General features: G+C 69.3%; 16 protein-coding genes. 8 read left to right on the forward strand and 8 right to left on the reverse strand.

Annotation, left to right across the window (positions count from 1 at the left end; all coding sequences use genetic code 11):
* Positions 1-222: 222 nt before the first annotated feature.
* Positions 223-486, reverse strand: a complete 264-nt coding sequence (locus tag AC3ERS_RS16730) for a hypothetical protein (RefSeq protein WP_431968428.1) — start codon at positions 484-486, stop codon at positions 223-225.
* 68 nt (positions 487-554) lie between these two features.
* Positions 555-962, reverse strand: coding sequence for an SdpI family protein (locus tag AC3ERS_RS16735; protein WP_431968430.1), 408 nt, complete (start codon positions 960-962; stop codon positions 555-557).
* Positions 963-1,075: 113 nt separating this feature from the next.
* Here AC3ERS_RS16735 and leuS point away from each other — a divergent pair, with 113 nt between their 5' ends.
* On the forward strand, positions 1,076-3,922 hold the full coding sequence (gene leuS, locus AC3ERS_RS16740; RefSeq protein ID WP_431968432.1) for a leucine--tRNA ligase: 2,847 nt from the start codon (positions 1,076-1,078) through the stop codon (positions 3,920-3,922).
* Positions 3,923-4,018: 96 nt separating this feature from the next.
* On the opposite strand, the gene AC3ERS_RS16745 is transcribed toward leuS, so the two are convergent.
* Positions 4,019-4,720, reverse strand: coding sequence for an SDR family oxidoreductase (locus tag AC3ERS_RS16745; protein WP_431968434.1), 702 nt, complete (start codon positions 4,718-4,720; stop codon positions 4,019-4,021).
* 282 nt (positions 4,721-5,002) lie between these two features.
* On the opposite strand from AC3ERS_RS16745, the gene ggh reads away from it, so the two are divergent.
* On the forward strand, positions 5,003-6,340 hold the full coding sequence (gene ggh, locus AC3ERS_RS16750) for a glucosylglycerate hydrolase (RefSeq protein ID WP_431968436.1): 1,338 nt from the start codon (positions 5,003-5,005) through the stop codon (positions 6,338-6,340).
* Between the two features lie 247 nt (positions 6,341-6,587).
* A complete protein-coding gene (locus AC3ERS_RS16755; protein WP_431968555.1) occupies positions 6,588-7,244 on the forward strand; it encodes a glycoside hydrolase family 25 protein in 657 nt (218 codons plus the stop codon).
* Positions 7,245-7,301: 57 nt separating this feature from the next.
* On the opposite strand, the gene AC3ERS_RS16760 is transcribed toward AC3ERS_RS16755, so the two are convergent.
* The 3 genes from AC3ERS_RS16760 to AC3ERS_RS16770 form a co-directional block, all read right to left on the reverse strand.
* Positions 7,302-9,371 (reverse strand): PhoX family protein, encoded by a 2,070-nt coding sequence (locus AC3ERS_RS16760; RefSeq protein ID WP_431968438.1) that lies wholly within the window; start codon positions 9,369-9,371, stop codon positions 7,302-7,304.
* A gap of 86 nt (positions 9,372-9,457) precedes the next feature.
* Positions 9,458-10,261: a hypothetical protein gene (locus AC3ERS_RS16765; RefSeq protein ID WP_431968440.1), complete on the reverse strand. Its 804-nt coding sequence runs from the start codon at positions 10,259-10,261 to the stop codon at positions 9,458-9,460.
* Positions 10,262-10,394: 133 nt separating this feature from the next.
* On the reverse strand, positions 10,395-10,934 hold the full coding sequence (locus tag AC3ERS_RS16770; RefSeq protein ID WP_431968442.1) for a lipoprotein LpqH: 540 nt from the start codon (positions 10,932-10,934) through the stop codon (positions 10,395-10,397).
* 152 nt (positions 10,935-11,086) lie between these two features.
* Here AC3ERS_RS16770 and AC3ERS_RS16775 point away from each other — a divergent pair, with 152 nt between their 5' ends.
* The 5 genes from AC3ERS_RS16775 (at position 11,087) to AC3ERS_RS16795 (ending at position 16,712) form a co-directional block, all read left to right on the forward strand.
* Positions 11,087-12,502 carry a hypothetical protein gene (locus AC3ERS_RS16775; protein ID WP_431968557.1) on the forward strand — a complete coding sequence of 472 codons (1,416 nt, stop codon included), beginning with the start codon at positions 11,087-11,089 and terminating at the stop codon, positions 12,500-12,502.
* Positions 12,502-13,491, forward strand: a complete 990-nt coding sequence (locus tag AC3ERS_RS16780; protein WP_431968444.1) for a hypothetical protein — start codon at positions 12,502-12,504, stop codon at positions 13,489-13,491. The genes AC3ERS_RS16775 and AC3ERS_RS16780 overlap by 1 nt, the downstream gene beginning before the upstream one ends.
* A complete protein-coding gene (locus AC3ERS_RS16785) occupies positions 13,491-15,011 on the forward strand; it encodes a tetratricopeptide repeat protein (protein ID WP_431968446.1) in 1,521 nt (506 codons plus the stop codon). The genes AC3ERS_RS16780 and AC3ERS_RS16785 overlap by 1 nt, the downstream gene beginning before the upstream one ends.
* Positions 15,012-15,267: 256 nt before the next feature.
* A complete protein-coding gene (locus tag AC3ERS_RS16790; protein WP_431968448.1) occupies positions 15,268-16,527 on the forward strand; it encodes a CHAT domain-containing protein in 1,260 nt (419 codons plus the stop codon).
* A gap of 2 nt (positions 16,528-16,529) precedes the next feature.
* Complete coding sequence (locus AC3ERS_RS16795) at positions 16,530-16,712, forward strand: helix-turn-helix domain-containing protein (RefSeq protein WP_431968559.1); 183 nt, start codon at positions 16,530-16,532, stop codon at positions 16,710-16,712.
* 40 nt (positions 16,713-16,752) lie between these two features.
* Here the strand turns inward: AC3ERS_RS16795 and AC3ERS_RS16800 are convergent, their stop codons facing one another.
* Together AC3ERS_RS16800 and AC3ERS_RS16805 are read right to left on the reverse strand one after the other, a co-directional pair.
* Complete coding sequence (locus tag AC3ERS_RS16800) at positions 16,753-17,046, reverse strand: hypothetical protein (RefSeq protein ID WP_431968450.1); 294 nt, start codon at positions 17,044-17,046, stop codon at positions 16,753-16,755.
* A gap of 101 nt (positions 17,047-17,147) precedes the next feature.
* On the reverse strand, positions 17,148-17,873 hold the full coding sequence (locus AC3ERS_RS16805) for an amino acid ABC transporter ATP-binding protein (protein WP_431968452.1): 726 nt from the start codon (positions 17,871-17,873) through the stop codon (positions 17,148-17,150).
* Positions 17,874-17,876 lie beyond the last annotated feature (3 nt).

A 17,876-nucleotide genomic window follows, 5' to 3' on the forward strand; every position in this document is an offset into this window, starting at 1 on the left:
AAGAACGCAGCGCCCACGCCGAACCCGAACGCCTGCATCCAAGACAACCCGATCAGAACGGTCGCGAACGCGAACGCGAAATACATCCGAACCTCCCCCGGCCAGTCGCTGGTCGATCGCCTCTGCCGCGCACCACCACAGCAGCCGCTGCTGTCTGCACGGCCAATGCTGTAGTAGCCGCAGCGGCCGCACTCCGAAGCACTCCTCGGGCAGGCGGCGCGGTCAATCGCCTCCGCCGCCGCAGCCGGAACCGCCACCGCAGCTGCTGTCGGAACCGCCGCCGCAGCCGCCGCCGTCATAGGAGCCGCCGCCGTCGCCCGCCGCCCACCAGCGGGCCCTGGGGCGGGTGCGGTTGCGCTTGGTCCGGATGACGCCGATCGCGACGAAGCCCGCGGCGAGGGCGAAGAACACGGCGGCCGTGAGACCGGAGGAGTCGATGACGGCAGCGCCGAGGACGGCGACGATCGTCGCCAGGATGAAGTACACGATTCCCTCCCGAGGCGGGTAGCCCGCTGGTGAGGGTCAGGGTACGCCTCCGTGCGGCGTCGGGAGGGTCAGTTCGCGGGCTGGCAGGCGTCGCGCAGGGAGCACGCGCCGCAGGACTGGCCGCAGCCGCCCATGTCCTCGGCGGGCACCAAGCTCGCGATGGCCTCGCCTGCCGCGTTCGCGCCCGCACCCAGGGTGAACAGGGCGATGACGGCGGCGGCGCCCGCGACGATCAGGGCGACGACGCCACCCGCGGCGTAGGCGACCAGACCACCGGCGAAGAGCAGCGCGCCCGCCGCGACCGAGGTGGGGGCGGCGACGCGGTTCGCGATACGGAAGGTCTCTTCGGAGGTGAGAGCGGCTTCGGTGTGCACACCGACGAAGCGGTTGCGCGGGAGCCTGCCGGTCAGTCCGAGCAATCCGGTTGCGATGGCCACGGCGGCCAGCACGAACAGGACGAGGGCTACGACGAACACCTATGCAGGCTAGCGCATGGGCGCACGGCCCGATTTTCGGTCCCTCGGACCGCACGTTCTACCCTGTAATACGAAGTTTGTCCAGGATCGGCGAGAAACAAGAAGGCAGGACCGTGCAGGACAGTCGTGCAACCGAAAGCGATGTACCCCAGCACCGGTACAACGCTGACCTCGCGGGCCGCATCGAGCGCCGGTGGCAGCAGAACTGGGCGGAGCGTGGAACCTTCCACGCGCCGAACCCGACCGGCCCGCTCGCCGGGGACATCCCCGCGGACAAGCTGTTCGTCCAGGACATGTTCCCGTACCCGTCGGGCGCGGGCCTGCACGTAGGCCATCCGCTCGGCTACATCGCGACCGACGTGTTCGCGCGCTACCACCGCATGCACGGCCGCAACGTGCTGCACGCGCTCGGCTACGACGCCTTCGGCCTGCCCGCCGAGCAGTACGCGGTGCAGACCGGCGCGCACCCGCGCGACACCACCGAGTCGAACATCGCCACCATGCAGCGCCAGCTGGACCGGCTGGGCCTCGGCCACGACCGGCGCCGCTCGTTCGCGACCACCGACCCGGAGTACTACCGCTGGACGCAGTGGATCTTCCTGCGCATCTACAACGCCTGGTACGACCTGGAGACCGGTCGCGCCCGCCCCATCGCCGACCTGGAGGAGCAGTTCGCCTCCGGCGCGCGGCCGGCGCCCGAAGGCAAGAACTGGGCCACCATGTCCACCGCCGAGCGCGCCGCGGTGATCGACTCGTATCGCCTGGTCTACCAGACCGATTCGGTGGTCAACTGGTGCCCGGGACTCGGCACCGTGCTGTCCAACGAGGAGGTCACCGCCGAGGGCCGCAGCGAGCGCGGCAACTTCCCGGTGTTTCGCAAGCGCCTGTGGCAGTGGATGATGCGCATCACCGCCTACTCGGACCGGCTGGTCGACGACCTGGACACGCTGGACTGGCCGGAGAACGTGAAGGCCATGCAGCGCAACTGGATCGGCCGTTCGCGCGGCGCCCAGGTGAAGTTCGATTCCGACGCGGGCCGGATCGAGGTGTTCACCACCCGCCCCGACACCCTGTTCGGCGCGACGTACATGGTGCTGGCCCCCGAGCACGAACTGGTCGACCGCCTGGCCGCGGCGCAGTGGCCGGAGGGCACCGATGCGCGCTGGACCAACGAGGGCGCGGCCACACCCGCCGACGCCGTCGCCGCCTACCGCAAGACCATCGCGGCCAAGTCGGATCTGGAGCGCCAGGAGTACAAGGAGAAGACCGGCGTCTTCCTCGGCTCCTACGCCACCAATCCGGTGAACGGACAGCGGATTCCGATCTTCATCGCCGACTACGTGCTGATCGGCTACGGCACCGGCGCGATCATGGCGGTGCCCGGCCACGATCACCGCGACCACGAGTTCGCGACCGCTTTCGGCCTGCCGATCATCGAGGTCATCTCCGGCGGCGACGTCGCCAACGGCGCCCACGCCGGCGAGGGCGAGTTGGTGAATTCCGACTACCTGAACGGTCTTTCGGTCGAGGAGGCCAAGGCCACCGTCATCGGCAGGCTGGAGGCCGACGGGCACGGCACCGGCACCATCCAGTACAAGCTGCGCGACTGGCTGTTCGCCCGCCAGCGCTACTGGGGCGAGCCGTTCCCGATCGTCTACGACGAGCAGGGCGCACCGCACGCGCTGCCGGAATCCATGCTGCCCGTGCGGCTTCCCGAGCTGGACGACTTCGCCCCGGTGACCTTCGATCCGGACGACGCGAACTCCGAGCCGTCGCCGCCGCTGGCCAAGGCGACCGACTGGGTGCACGTCGAGCTGGACCTGGGCGACGGGCCGAAGAAGTACCGGCGCGATACCAACGTCATGCCGAACTGGGCGGGCAGCTCCTGGTACCAGCTGCGCTACGCCGATCCGACCAACACCGAGGCGTTCTGCGCCAAGGAGAACGAGCAGTACTGGCTCGGCCCGCGCACCGGGGAGCACGGTCCGAACGATCCGGGCGGCGTCGACCTGTACATCGGCGGCGTCGAGCACGCGGTGCTGCACCTGCTGTACGCGCGCTTCTGGCAGAAGGTGCTGTTCGACCTGGGTGATGTGAGCAGCAGCGAGCCGTACCGGCGACTGTTCAACCAGGGCTACATCCAGGCGCACGCCTACACCGACGAGCGCGGCGCGTACGTGCCGGCCGCCGAGATCGTCGAGCGGGACGGCAAGTTCTTCTGGACCACCGCGACCGGCGGCGAGATCGAGGTGTTCCAGGAGTACGGCAAGATCGGAAAGTCGTTGAAGAACGCCATCTCTCCGGACGAGATGTGCGATCTGTACGGCGCCGACACCTTCCGCTTCTACGAGATGTCGATGGGTCCGCTGGACACCTCGCGCCCGTGGGCGACCAAGGACGTCGTCGGCGCGCACCGGTTCCTGCAGCGGGTCTGGCGTCTGGTGATGGACGAGGAAACGGGCGCGCTGCGCGTCACCGACGCCGCGCCGTCGGATGAGACGCTGCGCCTGACGCACAAGACGATCGCGGGTGTGGACGAGGATCTCGCCGCGCTGCGCGACAACACGGCGGGCGCGAAGCTCATCGAGCTGACCAACCACCTGACCAAGAACTACCCCGACGGCGCCCCGCGCTCAGTGGTGGAGCCGCTGGTGCTGATGCTGGCCCCGCTCTCCCCGCACGTCGCCGAGGAGCTGTGGGAACGGCTCGGCCACAGCGTTTCCCTGGCACACGGCCCGTTCCCGGTCGCCGATCCCGCGCTGCTCGTCGAGGAGTCGGTGGAGTACCCGATCCAGGTGAACGGCAAGGTGCGCAGCCGGATTCAGGTCCCGGCCGACGCCGACAACGCGGCCATCGAGGCGGCCGCGCTCGCCGACGAGAAGATCGCGGCGCTGCTGAACGGCGCCGCGCCGCGCAAGCTGATCGTGGTGCCGGGCCGCTTGGTCAATATCGTCGCCTGACTCCCACGGGCGCGCCTCCGTTCGCGGGGGCGCGTCAGGCGGGCGGCGACAGCACGGGGTCCGGAGATCGCGGTGAGGTCGACCGAGGACCTCGGATCAGCGGGCGATAGGACGCAGCACGATCTCGGTCGGGTGCGCGTCGCGCGGGGTCTCCACGGCGTGCCGCACCGCGGTCGCGACCGTCTCGGCGGTGAGGAACTCCTCCGGCCGGTACTCGCGTCCCTCGCCCGCGGTGATCTCACGCTGCATGTCGGTATCGATCCGGCCGGGATGGATGGACGTCACCCGCAGCGCGGGCTCCTCGAGCCGCAGCACGTCGGCGAAGGCGCGCAACCCGAACTTGCTCGCCGCGTAGGAGGCCCAGCCCGCGTTGGCCCGCAGACCGGCGCCCGAATTGATCAGCACCACATGACCGTTCGCCGCGCGCAACGCGGGCAGCAGCAACCTGGTCAGCTCCGCGACGGCGATGAGGTTCGCCTCCAAGGTGTTTCGCCACTGCGCCACCGAGGATTCGGCGATGGTGCCGAGATCGGCCACGCCCGCGTTGTGCACGAGCACGTCCAGCCGCTCCACCTGCGAGACCGCCGCGGCGACCGCGTCGTAATCGGTGAGCTCCACCGGCCACGGCGTCGCCTCGGGCAGCTCGGTGAGGATGTCGCGCAGCGCGTCTCGCGAGCGCGCGCCGAGCAGCAGCTCGTGCCCCGGCGCGAGTTCGCGGGCGATGGCCGCGCCCAGCCCTCGGCTGGCTCCGGTGATCAACGCGGTCGGCTTCGGGGTGCTGGTGACGGCGGCGTTCATGCGCCTCACCGTAGTGGGTACCCGAAATCCGTAGCACTGCGCGGACTCGTAGCGATGCACGCGTACGTCGGTAACAATCTCCACGGACGGGGGCATGCGAGAGTGAGATCCGCCGAACACCTGAGGGGCGACCGGGAAGAACCCAGCGCTGCGACAGAACCCAGCGCCACCGTAGAACCCAGCGCCGCGGCAGAACACAGCGCCACGACAGAACCCAGCGCCACGACAGAACTCGACGCCGCTGAGCGGGCATATCTCCGCGTGGGATCGCAGAATAGGGGGATGGCACATCCGGGTTTCACCCCCACTCAGCTCGCGGCCCGCGCCGCCTACCTGCTGCGGGGCAACGACCTGGGCACGATGACCAGCGCGGCGCCGCGGCTGTACCCGCACATGTGGAGCTGGGACGCGGCCTTCGTCGCGGTCGGTCTGGCTCCGCTCAGCGTGGAACGCGCTGTCGTCGAGCTGGACACGTTGCTCTCGGCGCAGTGGAAGAACGGCATGATCCCGCACATCGTGTTCGCCAACGGCGTGGACGGTTACTTTCCCGGACCGGCCCGCTGGGAGTGCCGCAAGCTGGCCGCCAACGCGCCCGACGGACCGGACACCTCCGGCATCACCCAGCCGCCGGTGCACGCCATCGCCGTGCAGCGCATTCTCGATCACTCCCGCCGCCACGGCCGCAGCACCCGCGCGATCGCCGAGGAGTTCCTCAACCGCCGATGGCCGGACCTGGTGCGCTGGCATCGCTGGCTCGCGCACGCCCGAGACCCGAAGGAGAACGGGCGGATCACGCTCTACCACGGCTGGGAATCCGGCATGGACAACTCGCCGCGCTGGGACCGCGCCTACGAGAACGTGGTCCCCGGCGACCTGCCCGCGTATCGCCGCGAGGACGTGCTGGTCGTCGCCGATCCGTCACAGCGCCCCACCGACCGCGAGTACGACAGGTACCTGTGGCTGGTCGAGCAGATGCGCCGGGCGGGCTACGACGACTATGTGCTGGCCTCGACCATGAGCTTCGCCGTGCAGGACGTGTTCGTCACCGCGATCTTCGCGCTCGCCTGCGAGGTGCTCGCCAACATCGGCGAGGAGTACAAGCAGCCGAACGCCGACGTGCGCGAGCTGTACAGCTGGGCGGATCGGTTCCGCGCAGGCGTCGTCGCCACCGCGGACGCCCGCACCGGCGCGGCTCGCGACTTCGACGTGCGCGCGCAGCGCTGGATCAACACCGAGACTCTCTCGGTCTTCGCCCCGTTGCTGTGCGGCGGCTTGCCGCGCGACACCGAACGCAGCCTGCTTCGCCTGTTCGAGGGTCCGCGCTACTGCGGCCATCCGGACCTGCGCTACGCACTGCCGCCCTCGACCTCTCCCGTCGCCAGGGATTTCCGGCCGCGCGAATACTGGCGCGGCCCGGTGTGGCCGGTGATGAGCTGGCTTTTCTCCTGGGTCTTCGCCCGCCGCGGCTGGGCCGAGCGGGCGTTCATGCTCCGCGCCGAAGGGCTGCGGCAGGCCAGCGACGGCGCCTTCGCCGAGTACTACGAGCCGTTCACCGGCGAGCCGCTCGGCAGCATGCAGCAGTCGTGGACCGCCGCGTCCGTGCTGGACTGGCTCGGGTGATCGCCGCCGTGACAGTTTACTGGTAAATATTCAGCAAACGTCTCATCGGTAACGCCGGCCACGCTGAACACGGCCCCTAAGGTCGAAGGGCATGGATAGCACGCGCTGGAGAGCGACCCGCATTTTTGCGTTGTCCGCGATCACCGTGGGCAGCATCCTTTCGGCGAACGGCCAGGCCGCAGCCACACCGACCGAGCCCGACATCTCGGCGAACGGCCAGGCCGCAGCCACACCGACCGAGCCCGACATCTCGGCGAACGGCCAGGCCGCAGCCACACCGACCGGGCCGGACGTCTCGTCCTGGCAGCACATCGACGGACGGTTCATCGACTGGTTCGCGGTCAAACGAGCCGGACACGATTTCGCCATGGTGAAGGCCACCGAGGGCTTGAGCTACATCAATCCCTACTTCGTCGCGGACAGCGTGCTGATGCGGGCGGCGGGCATCGCCCGCGGCACGTACCACTACGCCAGGCCGCAGCTGCCGCCGGAACCACAAGCAGCGCTTTACGCCACGATCGTGCTGGGTCAGAACGGTCCGCTCGATCTGCCGCCGGTGCTGGATCTCGAGCATTCCGGCGGCCTGGCTCCCGGGGCGCTGATCAATTGGACGCACCGCTACCTGAACACGGTGCGGGCACTGACCGGCCGAGTGCCGATCATCTACACCTATCCGAACTTCTGGAAGACGGCGATGGCCGATACCAGCGAATTCACCCACTATCCGCTGTGGATCGCCGACTACCGCGACAACGAGCAACCCGAGGTGCCCGGCGGCTGGCCGGCCTGGACGTTCTGGCAGACCACCGACAGCGGCAGCATCCCCGGCATCGCGGGCCGCACCGATCTCAACGTGTACAGCGGCGCCCAAGGCGATTTCGCCCGCTTCGCCAACATGGGCTGACGCACCGGAAACCGGCGATCGTCCCCCGGGTGGCGAAACCACCCGGGGGACAACAGGTTACACGCCGATCCGGCCGCCGTCCTTCTTCCATACCACCGCCACCGAGGGCCGCGGCTGCGCGGAACCGCCGTCGGGCCAGTGCGACAGCGGGTTCTCCGGAGTGGCGTCGTCGGCCTCGCCCGGGTGCTGCACGCACACGATGACCCGCGATTCGGTGACGATCGGACCGCAGGTCTCCGCGCCGCGCGGCACCGTCAGGAACTGTTTGGTCTCACCGCGATTCGCGCCGTCGAGCACCACCGAGAAGAGGCCGTCGTTGGACTTCAGCGCGTTGCCGTCGGTGGAGATCCACAGGTTGCCGTACGGGTCGAAGGCCAGGTTGTCCGGGCAGGAGATCGGGCTCACCTTGGTCTTGTCGAACCCGGCGTAGTAGGTGTCCGCCGCGGCCGGATCGCCACAGACCAGCAGCAGCGACCAGGTGAACTGGGTGCCGGTGTGGTCGTCGTCGATCTCGAGGATCTGACCGTTCTTGTTGAGGTTGCGCGGGTTCGCCTCGTCCGGACCGGCCTTGCCCTCCTTGCCGCGGTTGTCGTTGTTGGTCAGCGCGACGTACACCTTGCCGGTGTAGGGGTTGGCCTCGAAGTCCTCCGGGCGGTCCATCTTCGTGGCGCCGACCTTGTCGGCCGCCAGCCGGGTGAACACCGCGACCTCTTCGGCGGTCATGCCGTCGACGAGCGATTTGCCCTTGCCCTGCGCGTCGGTCTCCAGCAGCGGAATCCACTGTCCCTTACCGGTGAAGCCCTGGTCCGACGGCTTGGCGCCGGTGCCGTCGATCTTGTCCGCGTGATCGCCGGTGAGCTTCGCGACGTACAGGGTGCCCGCGTCGAGGATGGTCATGTTGTTCCGCCTGCTCGCCGCGCCAGAGCCGGACTGCACCTTGCGGGACGACACGAATTTGTACATGTAGTCGAACTTTTCGTCGTCACCGGTGTAGGAGACGACGTCGCCGCCCTTGGTGACGTAGATGTTCGCGCCCTCGTGCTTGAGCCTGCCCATGGCCGAGTGCTTGACCGGCGTCGAGTTCGGATCCCACGGGTCGATCTCGACGACGTAGCCGAAACGGTTCGCCTCGTTGGGTTCCTGCGCCAGGTCGAAGCGCTTGTCGGCGCGCTCCCAGAGGTTGGCCGTCGCGCCGGCGGTGAAGCCGTAGCGCTTGGCGCGCGCCACCGCGGCGTCGCCGCCCGCGGGCTTGTCGCCGTTGGCGAAGTAACCGTGGAAGTTCTCCTCGCCGGAAAGTACTGTGCCCCAAGGGGTCACGCCGCCCGCGCAGTTGGCGAAGGTGCCGAGGACCTTGGCGCCGGTCGGGTCGGCGGAGGTCTTGGTGAATTCGCTGCCCGCGGCGGGTCCGGTCAGGGTGAATTCGGTGGTCGCGGTGATGCGGCGGTTGTACTTGCCGAAGACGGGAGTCAGCTTGCCGGTGCCGGATTCGCCCTTCACCTCGACGACGGTCAGGCCGTGCGCCGCCATGGTGACGGCGAGCTGCTCGGGCGTCGGGTTGGCCTTGTCGTAGCCGCGAAACATGTGCGGCGCGGTGGTGTACTCGTGGTTGACCACCAGCAGGTAGCTGTTGGCCTGGCCCTCGATGGGCAGCAGGGCCGCGAAGTCGTTGTTGTAGCCGAACTGCTTGGCCTGCGCCGCGGCGGTCTGCCGGTCGAAGTCGAACGCGGGGGCATCGGCGAAAAGCGGATCGCCCCAGCGGATCACGACCGACTGGTCGTAGCCCTGCGGGACGACGATCGCGTCTTCCTTGTTGGGGGCGACCACGACGAAGTTGGTTCCGGTGCCGGGCGGGCCCGCCGGGGTGGCGCCGGTGGAGCCGGCCTCGGCCGTGTCGTCACCGCAGGCCGCCAGCGCGGAGGCGGCGCCGACGGCGAGCACCGCCGCCGCGCCGCCCCTGATCAGACCGCGCCGGTTCAGTGAGCTGACAATGTCGCCGAAGTACTCGCCGCCCGAGGTGTTGGGCGTCTCGTGGAAGCACGCGTTGGCACATTTGTATTCGCAGGTCACGGCGGCGCGCGCGGAGCGGCCGTCGTGCTGCACGAAGAGGGCGAGTGGTTTCAAGGTCACGATCACTCCTGACTCGGGCTGTCGGCCGCACGCTAAACGCCCCAGGCTATTACCGGGAAACACTCAGGTGAACAGCCGACCAAGTCTCAGGCGTTCACCGGTACCGCGATGACGACCTCTTGCTCGTTCTCCGGCAAGTAGTGCACCTGCACGATCCTGCCCACCTGCACGTTGCCGACACTGGCCGGCGGCAGGAACTTCTCGGCGCGGGTGCGGAAGGTGCTGCCGTCGGGCCTGGTGACGGCGAGCCCGATCTCCACTTTGGAGTAGCCGTTGCGGATCTCGCCGGGCACCGACAGCGACTGCACCACCGCCTGCGCCGCGATGCCGCGCGCCGCGATGTCGAGCTTGGCCTTGGTGGTGAAGCCCTTGCGAATCATGGATTCGTTCATCACCCGCTGCGCCTCGACGCTGTCGCCGGTCAGATCGACCTCCACCTTCTCGGTGCGATCGGGCAGGTACCGCACCGGAAGCACCACTCCGGGACGCAGCAGCGCCAGCTCGGTGAGCGGCACGATCATCTTGGCCGCGGACTCGAAAACCTTGCCGTCCACGCCCTCGACGCTGAACTCGATGCGAATCTGCGGCTGGTCGTTGACCGTCAGCCCGGTCTGCCGGAACGACTTCACGGTGCCGATGCCGAGCAGGCCGCCGCGGAATTCCGTCGAGTTGAGCCCGGTGAACGCGGACATGATGCCCTCGCCGGTGAAGGCGAAGACCATCACCACCGCGGTGAACGCGATGATCGGCAGTGCCATGAAGCCGTTCACCCAGGCGAGGAAGTCGGGCTCGTAAGGGCTGCTCGGCTCGTAGGTGAGGCCGTGCACGAGGTAGAGGCCGATCGCGGCGATGCCGAAGACGATCGCGGCGACGCGCAGTTTGGTTGCCATGGTGTACTCCCTGAATTCTTGGTTGTCGGACGGACATTCCGTGTTCCGGGCCACCCCGTCGTCCCGTCCTGGCGCACCCCTCGGTGGCGCCGGGCTCGCGGGACGACGGGGAGCCGAGCACACGGACCGTCCGTCAGGCGCCGACGATGGTCGAGCAGGCGAAGGTGATGTCGAAGGTGGAGGTGGACGGCCCCGCAAGCGGGTTGGTCAGGTCCGGCGCGCCGACGCCCTCGCCGGTGACCTTGTAGGTGTTGCCGTCCTTCACGACCTTCGCCGAACCGCCCGGCTGGCCGTTGCCGTAGCCCACCGCGTAGGGCAGACCCGAGGAGCCGCCCTTGCTGCCCGCGATGCCGACGGCCTGCACGGTGTCGGAGTCGGTGACGGTGGCGCTGGCCGTCAGCTGGCCGTAGGTGGCGTTGTTGTTGTCGGTCAGGGCCAGGGCCAGCGTGTTGCCCTGCTTCACGCAGGTGGTCTCGAAGGTGCCTGCCAGCGCCTTGCCGTCGACCAGCGCCGCGGACTTGCCCGCCGCGGGACCGGCGGGCGCGGCGGCGGTGGTCTGCTTCGAGGTCGCGGGCGAGCTGCTCGCGGAGTCGTCACCGCAGGCGGTGAGGAAGCCGGTCAGCGCGAGGGCGGCGAGGGCGGCGGTGCCGGTGCGGAAGTACTTGGTGTTCATGGTGATCCGTTCCTGTCTCTCCGTTGGTCCGGCCCGGTGGTCGGGCCGTTGAGAGAAAGGTAGGAATCGCGTGCCGCCTACCGATCCCAGGTTTCGGCGGCCCGAACCGGCCACAGGTCCGTTAACCTGGTCGAATGCGACGACCGCGCGCCATGGTGCTCGACGAGGTGTGGCGCAGGCTCGACGGCGTCGAAGCACTCAGCGGCCCGCACGGCGGACCGCTGCGCCGGACCGTCAAACTCCTGCTCGACCCCTTGGTGATCCGTCCCGTGCAGCATCCGAGCTGTGCAGGGGCGATTCTCAGCGCGGACGGCGCGACGCTGCTCGCATCGCGCCTCTTCGCCGCCGCCGACGTGCTGCGGGCCACCGCGGCCTGGTTCACGCTGCTCAAACAGGTCCGCCGCGCGCTGCGTATCACCGAAGGCAATCCCCAGGATCTCTACTTCCAGCGCTGTTTCGAGCTCGCGACCACGGCGGGTCATCCGGATCCGGTGCGCGACAGGCAAACCGCGGAGGCCGCGCTGCGCGATATCCACGAGTTCGCCGCGGGCCGGACCACGCAGGCGCTCAAGCAGCACCTCACGGACGCCGAGGTGGCGCGGCAGCTTGGCGGGTTGATCGACATCGCCTGGCGGCGGCGACCGGCGACGGTGAGCGGCGATCACACCGCGGCGTTCGAGGAACTGCTCGACGCGTGCGCGAACAGCAGGGTGACCGGTGATGGACAGCCCGAACTGGACCGTCTCGTGGCGGCGCGCGCGGGCACCCACTCCGGAATCGACCTCTGGCACCGGGCATCCGGCAGCAGCGCGAACGAACTCGGGCTCACCGCGCATCCGCTGCCGCACTCGCCCGCGCTCGGCGCGTCGGCGTCCAAGGCGGACCTCGGGCTTCCGTTCGACCGCACGATCTACGAACGAGTCTTCACGGTGTTGCAGGCCTCGAGCGAACGCGCCGAACTGCCGCCGATCCCGGAACTCGTCACCGACGAAATCGCCCGCAGCTGTTCGCCGTGGGCACTGCTGGACGAGACGCTGCGGGTCGCGGCCGCTACCGGAGCCGCCCTGGCCGTTGGCCTTTCGCCGTTCGGAGCGACGTCGGGCGAGGGCGCCGGCGGGGCGGGAAGGGTGCGCCACTTGGCCGGTGCAGCGTCGTCGGGGCGCGGCGGGGCGGACGTCGCATGGACGACCGGGCGGGTTGCGGCGCCGGACGGCATGGCGCGCGGAACCGCGGCACACCAGGCGATCAACAATCGCTGGCGGCGCGAAGCCTATGTGCTGCAAGCACGGCGGCTCGCGGTGCACGACTCCGATCGTGCGAGCGGGCCGCTCACGCAGATCGCCGCGGAACTCCGCACGCCGTGGCGACCCTACCTACGACGGCTGTGGGTTCGGTTGCACGGTCGAGATGTTCGCGCAGCCGCGGTGGTCGAACCCGACGAGCTGTGGGACCTGCTGGACGGCGTGGCCCGCTCGGTCATCCTCGATCACCGCACCAAGGTGAAGAATGCGCTCAGCGCGAGTGCTGTGGCGAGCGAAGTCGATTCGACGGAATCGAGGGCGAGCTGATGAATGCGGTGCTCGTGCGCGAAGACGCCGAAGGATTCTGGACCATCGCACCCGCAGGCGCGCCGACGGTCTGGGCGGACGCTCCCCCACTGGACACCATGGTGCTGGAGGTCGTCGGCGGTCACCTCGCCTGGAGTCTGCTGGCCGGAGAACCGGTCCCGGCCGCCGTGCTGCACGACCTCGACGAAGCGCAGGAATGGTTGTGGGCCGTCTACGGCGAGCATGTCGCACTGGCTGTCGCCGACCGGCAGGCCGTCGAACTTCCGGCAGAACCCGCGCTGCCGACCCTGGTCGCTCAGGCCAGGAAGTTGGCTTACGCGCACTGGGCGGCACGCTGGTGGCCCGCCTCCACCATCGACGGCATCCCAGCGCTGGACCAGCAATTGCTCGACACCGAGATCGCCACGCTCACCGAGGCGTGCGAGTTGATCGTCGACGGTGCCGACGCGGACCTCGAGCCGCTGCCCGCCGCACCCGTCGCGCTCGGCCGCGCGGAGGACTACGCGCTGGCCGCCGGTTCCGGTGCGCGACAAGGTGAACTGGTCTTCGGGCGTGGCAGCGGCGGCTGGGACTGGCGGCGCTGCCCGCCCGGCCTGGTCGACGCGTCCGAACACGCCGTGTCCTGGGAGTTGACCAGGGCGGAGGGGGCGACGCTAGTACGGGTGAGGGCGGTGGCCGCACCGCAACTCGATGCCCCGCCCGCGCATCTGCACCCGCGCGCGCTGCTCGACACCAGCGTCGGCGCGATCGACACGGAACTCCATCTGGTCGGCGACACTTGGCAGGGCACGGCGTCCACTGCCGCGGAAGCCGTTGCGGGAGTGCATGTCTATGTGCCCGGCGTGGGTCCGGATGCGCTCCCCGCCGACCACGACGAGCGCGCGCGGATTCGGGATCTGGTCGCCGCCCGGCTGCGCGGCGCCACGGCGGACGACGACACCTTGCTCCTGGCCGAGATCGCGGCCGCCGCATCGGATTCGGACTTCTGATGACACAGGACGAAGCAGCGCCGCCCGGCCTGGAACTGCTCTACGAAGGCGCTGCGGCGTATCAGCGCGGCGAGGTCGCGGAGGCGCTGCGCATCTTCGAACACGCGGTCCTCACCACCTCCGGCGGTGTGCGGGTCAGCGCGCTGGTGAACGCCGCGAGCATGTGCGACGAACTCGGCGACCACGCGGGGGCGGCCGTCCGGTTCCGGTCGGCGCTGGCGGAGATCCCCGACGACGCCGTCGAGAAGCGCGCGTCCACGCTCGTCAACTACTCGCAAGCGCTCCAGCACCTCGGCGAACTCGACGCGGCGCAGGACGCGCTCGAGCAAGCCAGGACGCTGCTGACCGACCATCCCGAATTCGCCTCGCTGCGGGTGCCCTGCCTGCTCTCACTGACGGCGGTGGCGTTCCACCGCGCCCAGTGGGTGCGGGTGGTCGAACTGGCCACCGAAACCCTCGACGTCGCACAACGTTTCGCGCCGCACCTCACCGGCCATCCACTGATGAACCTGGCGGGCGCGTACTTCGAGACCGGGCGCAGGGAACTCGGCATCGACTTCGCCGAACAAGCGCTGGCCGCCTTCGAGGCGGCGGGCGACCGCAACGCGGTGGCGGAAACCCAGCAGAATCTGGCCACGCTGTACACGAGAGTGAACCGGTTCGACGACGCGGAAGAGCCGCTGCGAGCGAGCCAGCGGTATTTCGAACAGGCCGGACTCGAGTACCGCGCCGGAGTCGGGCTCAGGATCATGGGGTACGTCGCCGAACATCGCGACGACGACGAACAAGCCGAGGCGCTGTACCGGCGCTCCCTCGCCTGCTTCGAGGCGTCCGGCGCGATGCTGGACGTGGCCGCCGTCCAGACCCGTCTCGCGACGGTGGCGTTCAAAGGCTTTCGCGTCGACGAGGGACAGGAGTTGCTCGCCGCCGCGTTCGAGGCGTACGCGGCGCGCGGTCTCGGATTGCACTGCGCGCAGGTCGATTTCTGGCACGCCGTGCTGCTGGAGGCGGTGATCGACAGCATCGACGCGCCGACTCCCGAGCTGCTGGCGCTGGCTCGCGATGTAGCGGTGCCCGCGGCCATCGCCATCGATGCCGTGCGATACACGCTGCCGAACGGCAATCAACGGGCCCAGTGGAATCGCGAGATCGCCGACCCCGCGATGCGCTTGGCGTTCCGATTCGCCTACCTCTGCGGGGACGGTCCGCTCATCGCGGATCTGATCGAAACACAATGTGCGGGAACCACAGTGGATGTCGATGCGACCGACCACCAGCCCCGCCCGCAGCTGCCGCTGGAGCCGCTCTCACCGATCGAGGCGCCCGCGCAGGCCGAGGGCTCCGCGCTCCACCTCGGTTCGGCATTGGCCAAGGTCGCCGCGGCCGCCGGCCTGCGAGTCACCCCGCCGCCGCGGCTGGCGGTCGCGCCGGACGGGCACATCGCGCTGGCGGAGTACATCACTGCCGCCGAGCAGCGCTATGGGCGCGCGGTGCGGGAGGAACGGGTGCTGACGGTATGAGTGAACTTCGCGGCGATGTGAGATCGGCGGGGGCTGCATCCCGCGCTGCGACCGCGTGGCCCGGGTGGGCAACACCACGCGCAGCAAACACGCGGCCCGAGTCGACAACACCACGCGCAGCAAACACGCGGCCCGAGTCGACAACAGCATGCTCGGCAGGGCACAGTGCGCGCCTGGGCTTACCTAGGCGGCGAGCCCGCGGCGCTGCTGATCGGCGGTCCGCGTCAGCACGTCGCGCGAGCCCCAGGATTCGAGCATGACGACACCCGAGCAGCCGACGGTAGTCGTGCGGATGGCCGACGCCGGTGACCTCTACATGTCCTGGCGGTGGGACGACGATGCCGCGCCGCGCGGGGCCGCGATGCTGCCGGGTGATCCGATCGCGGAGGCGGTGTCGGCGCTTGCCGATGCGCTACCGAAGCCCGACGCTCCGGGCGGACTCGAGCGCGCGCTGACGACCGGCGCGTTCGCGTCCCCGGACGCGGAATACAGATTGGCACAGTCACTTTCCCGCGCGTTGTTGCCGTACGGGCTGGCTGTGCAATTGCACGAGCTGTACACGCGGGGAGTTCGGCCGCATATCCGCCTACAACCCTCGCCACGGGTGGCGCAGGTGCCGTGGGAGATCATCGCGCCCGACCCGGCTCTGCGGCTCATCGACATCGCCGACGTCAGCCTGCTCGCTCCAGCGGGCGTCGTGCACGCGCCGGGACGGCGCGCGCGCAGCTGGTCAGCCGATCGCGAGTTGCCGGTGGTCGCCGTGCTCGATCCGCGGGTGCCGGGATTTCGCGCCGACTCCGCACTGGGCTCGGTGCTGGGACGGATGAACGGTTCGGGCGCACTCTCCGAGCGGGTCGCCGAACATGTAGCACGCCAACGCCTCCGACCCAGCGTGACCGATACCGTCGAGGTCTTCCGCCGAACCGACCTGGATCGCGGGTGGCTCTCCGAGACGCTCCGTGCGGGGGCATCGCGACTGATCTACGTCGGACACGTCACGGCCGCCGCACCGGAGTCCGGTCAGAGCGAGAGCGCCGAACTCCACCTGGCGTGCACGGCCGAATCCACCGGTTTCGCCGAACCGCTGCGCACGCACCGCCCCCTGTCGGCCAAGGACCTCCTGCTCGGCACCCACACCCTTGATCCCGAACCCGTTGCGGGCCCCGACCTTTGGCCCATGCCGAGCCGTGTCGCCCTGATCGCCTGCGAGAGCGGCGGCGACCTCCGCTTCACCGAGGCGCTCGGCCTCGTCGCGGCCATGATCAACGGCGGCGCCGAACTCGTCACCGCCACCCGCTGGCCGCTCCCCACCGACCTAGCCTTCCAACGCCTCGCAGGCGCCACCGCAACCCCCTTGCAAGACCTCATCCGCGCCATCGACACCGCTCACGACCACCCCGACCCTCTCCACCCCCTCACCACCTGGCACCGCACCCGCCTCACCACCTGGCGCGAAACCGGCGCCATCGAACACTCCCCCCTCCTCTGGTCCGCCATCGCCACCTTCCACACCTGACCATCCGCGCGCGGCGGGAGGCGCTCGGGATGACGCAGGCAGAACTGGCCGAGCGGGCAGGGTTGAAGCAGCCTGCGGTGGCGCGGTTCGAGGCGGGCGGCACCATGCCGACCATCCCCATGCTCGAGCGGTACGCGGAGGCGTTGGGGTTGCGGCTGGAGGTGCGGTTGCGGGAGGCGGGGTGAGAATCAGGCGCGCGGCGAGACGAGCGGCGCGCGCCTGGGATCAGTGTTCGTCGTAGTGGCCGTCGTGGGGAGCGTGACGGTGGCCGTCGTGGATGTAGTCGACGTGGTCACCGTGCGGGACGGCGACGTGGCCGCAGCCTTCACCGTGTACGTGGTCGTGGACGACTTCGGTGTGACCGGAGGGCTCGCATTCGTCGAAGTGGCCGTCGTGGGCGCGGTGCAGGTGGCCGTCGTGGACATAGTCGACGTGGTCACCGTGCGGAACGGCGACATGGCCGCAGCCCTCGCAGTGGACGTGCGCGTGGCCGGTGTGCTCGGAGTGTGCTGCAGTCATCAGAAAGCCTTCTTCCATCGCGATGGACAGGTGCATCTGTGAACAACAACACATTAGCACGTGTGCATGGATGGAGATTGCCAGCTATGCGCTACCGAACCTCAGAGCACCTGCGAGAGGAACTTGCGCAACCGCGGCGTCTCGGCGGCGTCGAACAGCGTGTCCGGCGTCCCGGTCTCCACCACCTGCCCCTGATCCATGAACACCACATTGTCGGAGACGCTGCGCGCGAACCCCATCTCGTGCGTCACCACGATCATCGACATGCCACCGGACGCCAGATCGCTCATCAGCGCGAGCACGCCCTTCACGAGCTCGGGGTCGAGCGCCGAGGTGGCCTCGTCGAAGAACATGATCTCCGGCCGCATGGCCAGCGCCCGCGCGATCGCGACCCGCTGCTGCTGCCCGCCGGAGAGATTCGCGGGTCGCGCGTCGGCCTTGTTCACCAGCCCCACGATCTCCAGCTGCTCGATCGCGAGTGCTCGCGCCGTGTCCTTCGACAGACCGCGCAGCTTGCGCGGGCCGAGCGCGATGTTGTCCGCCACGGTCTTGTGCGGGAACAGGTTGAAATGCTGGAACACCATGCCGATGCGCTGACGCAGCCGGTCCGGGTCCTCGCGCAGCACCGACTCGCCGTCCAGCAGGACGTCGCCGCGATCCGGCTCGTGCAGCCGGTTGAGCACCCGAAGCAGGGTCGACTTGCCGGAGCCGGAGGGTCCGATGACGGTGGTGGTCGTGCCCGCGTCGACGTGGATGTCGATACCGCGCAGCACGTGGTTGCGGCCGAGGGTGAGGTGCAGGCCGGTTCCGGTGAGAGATGCACTCATGGT

This window comes from Nocardia sp. bgisy134, from assembly GCF_057708325.1.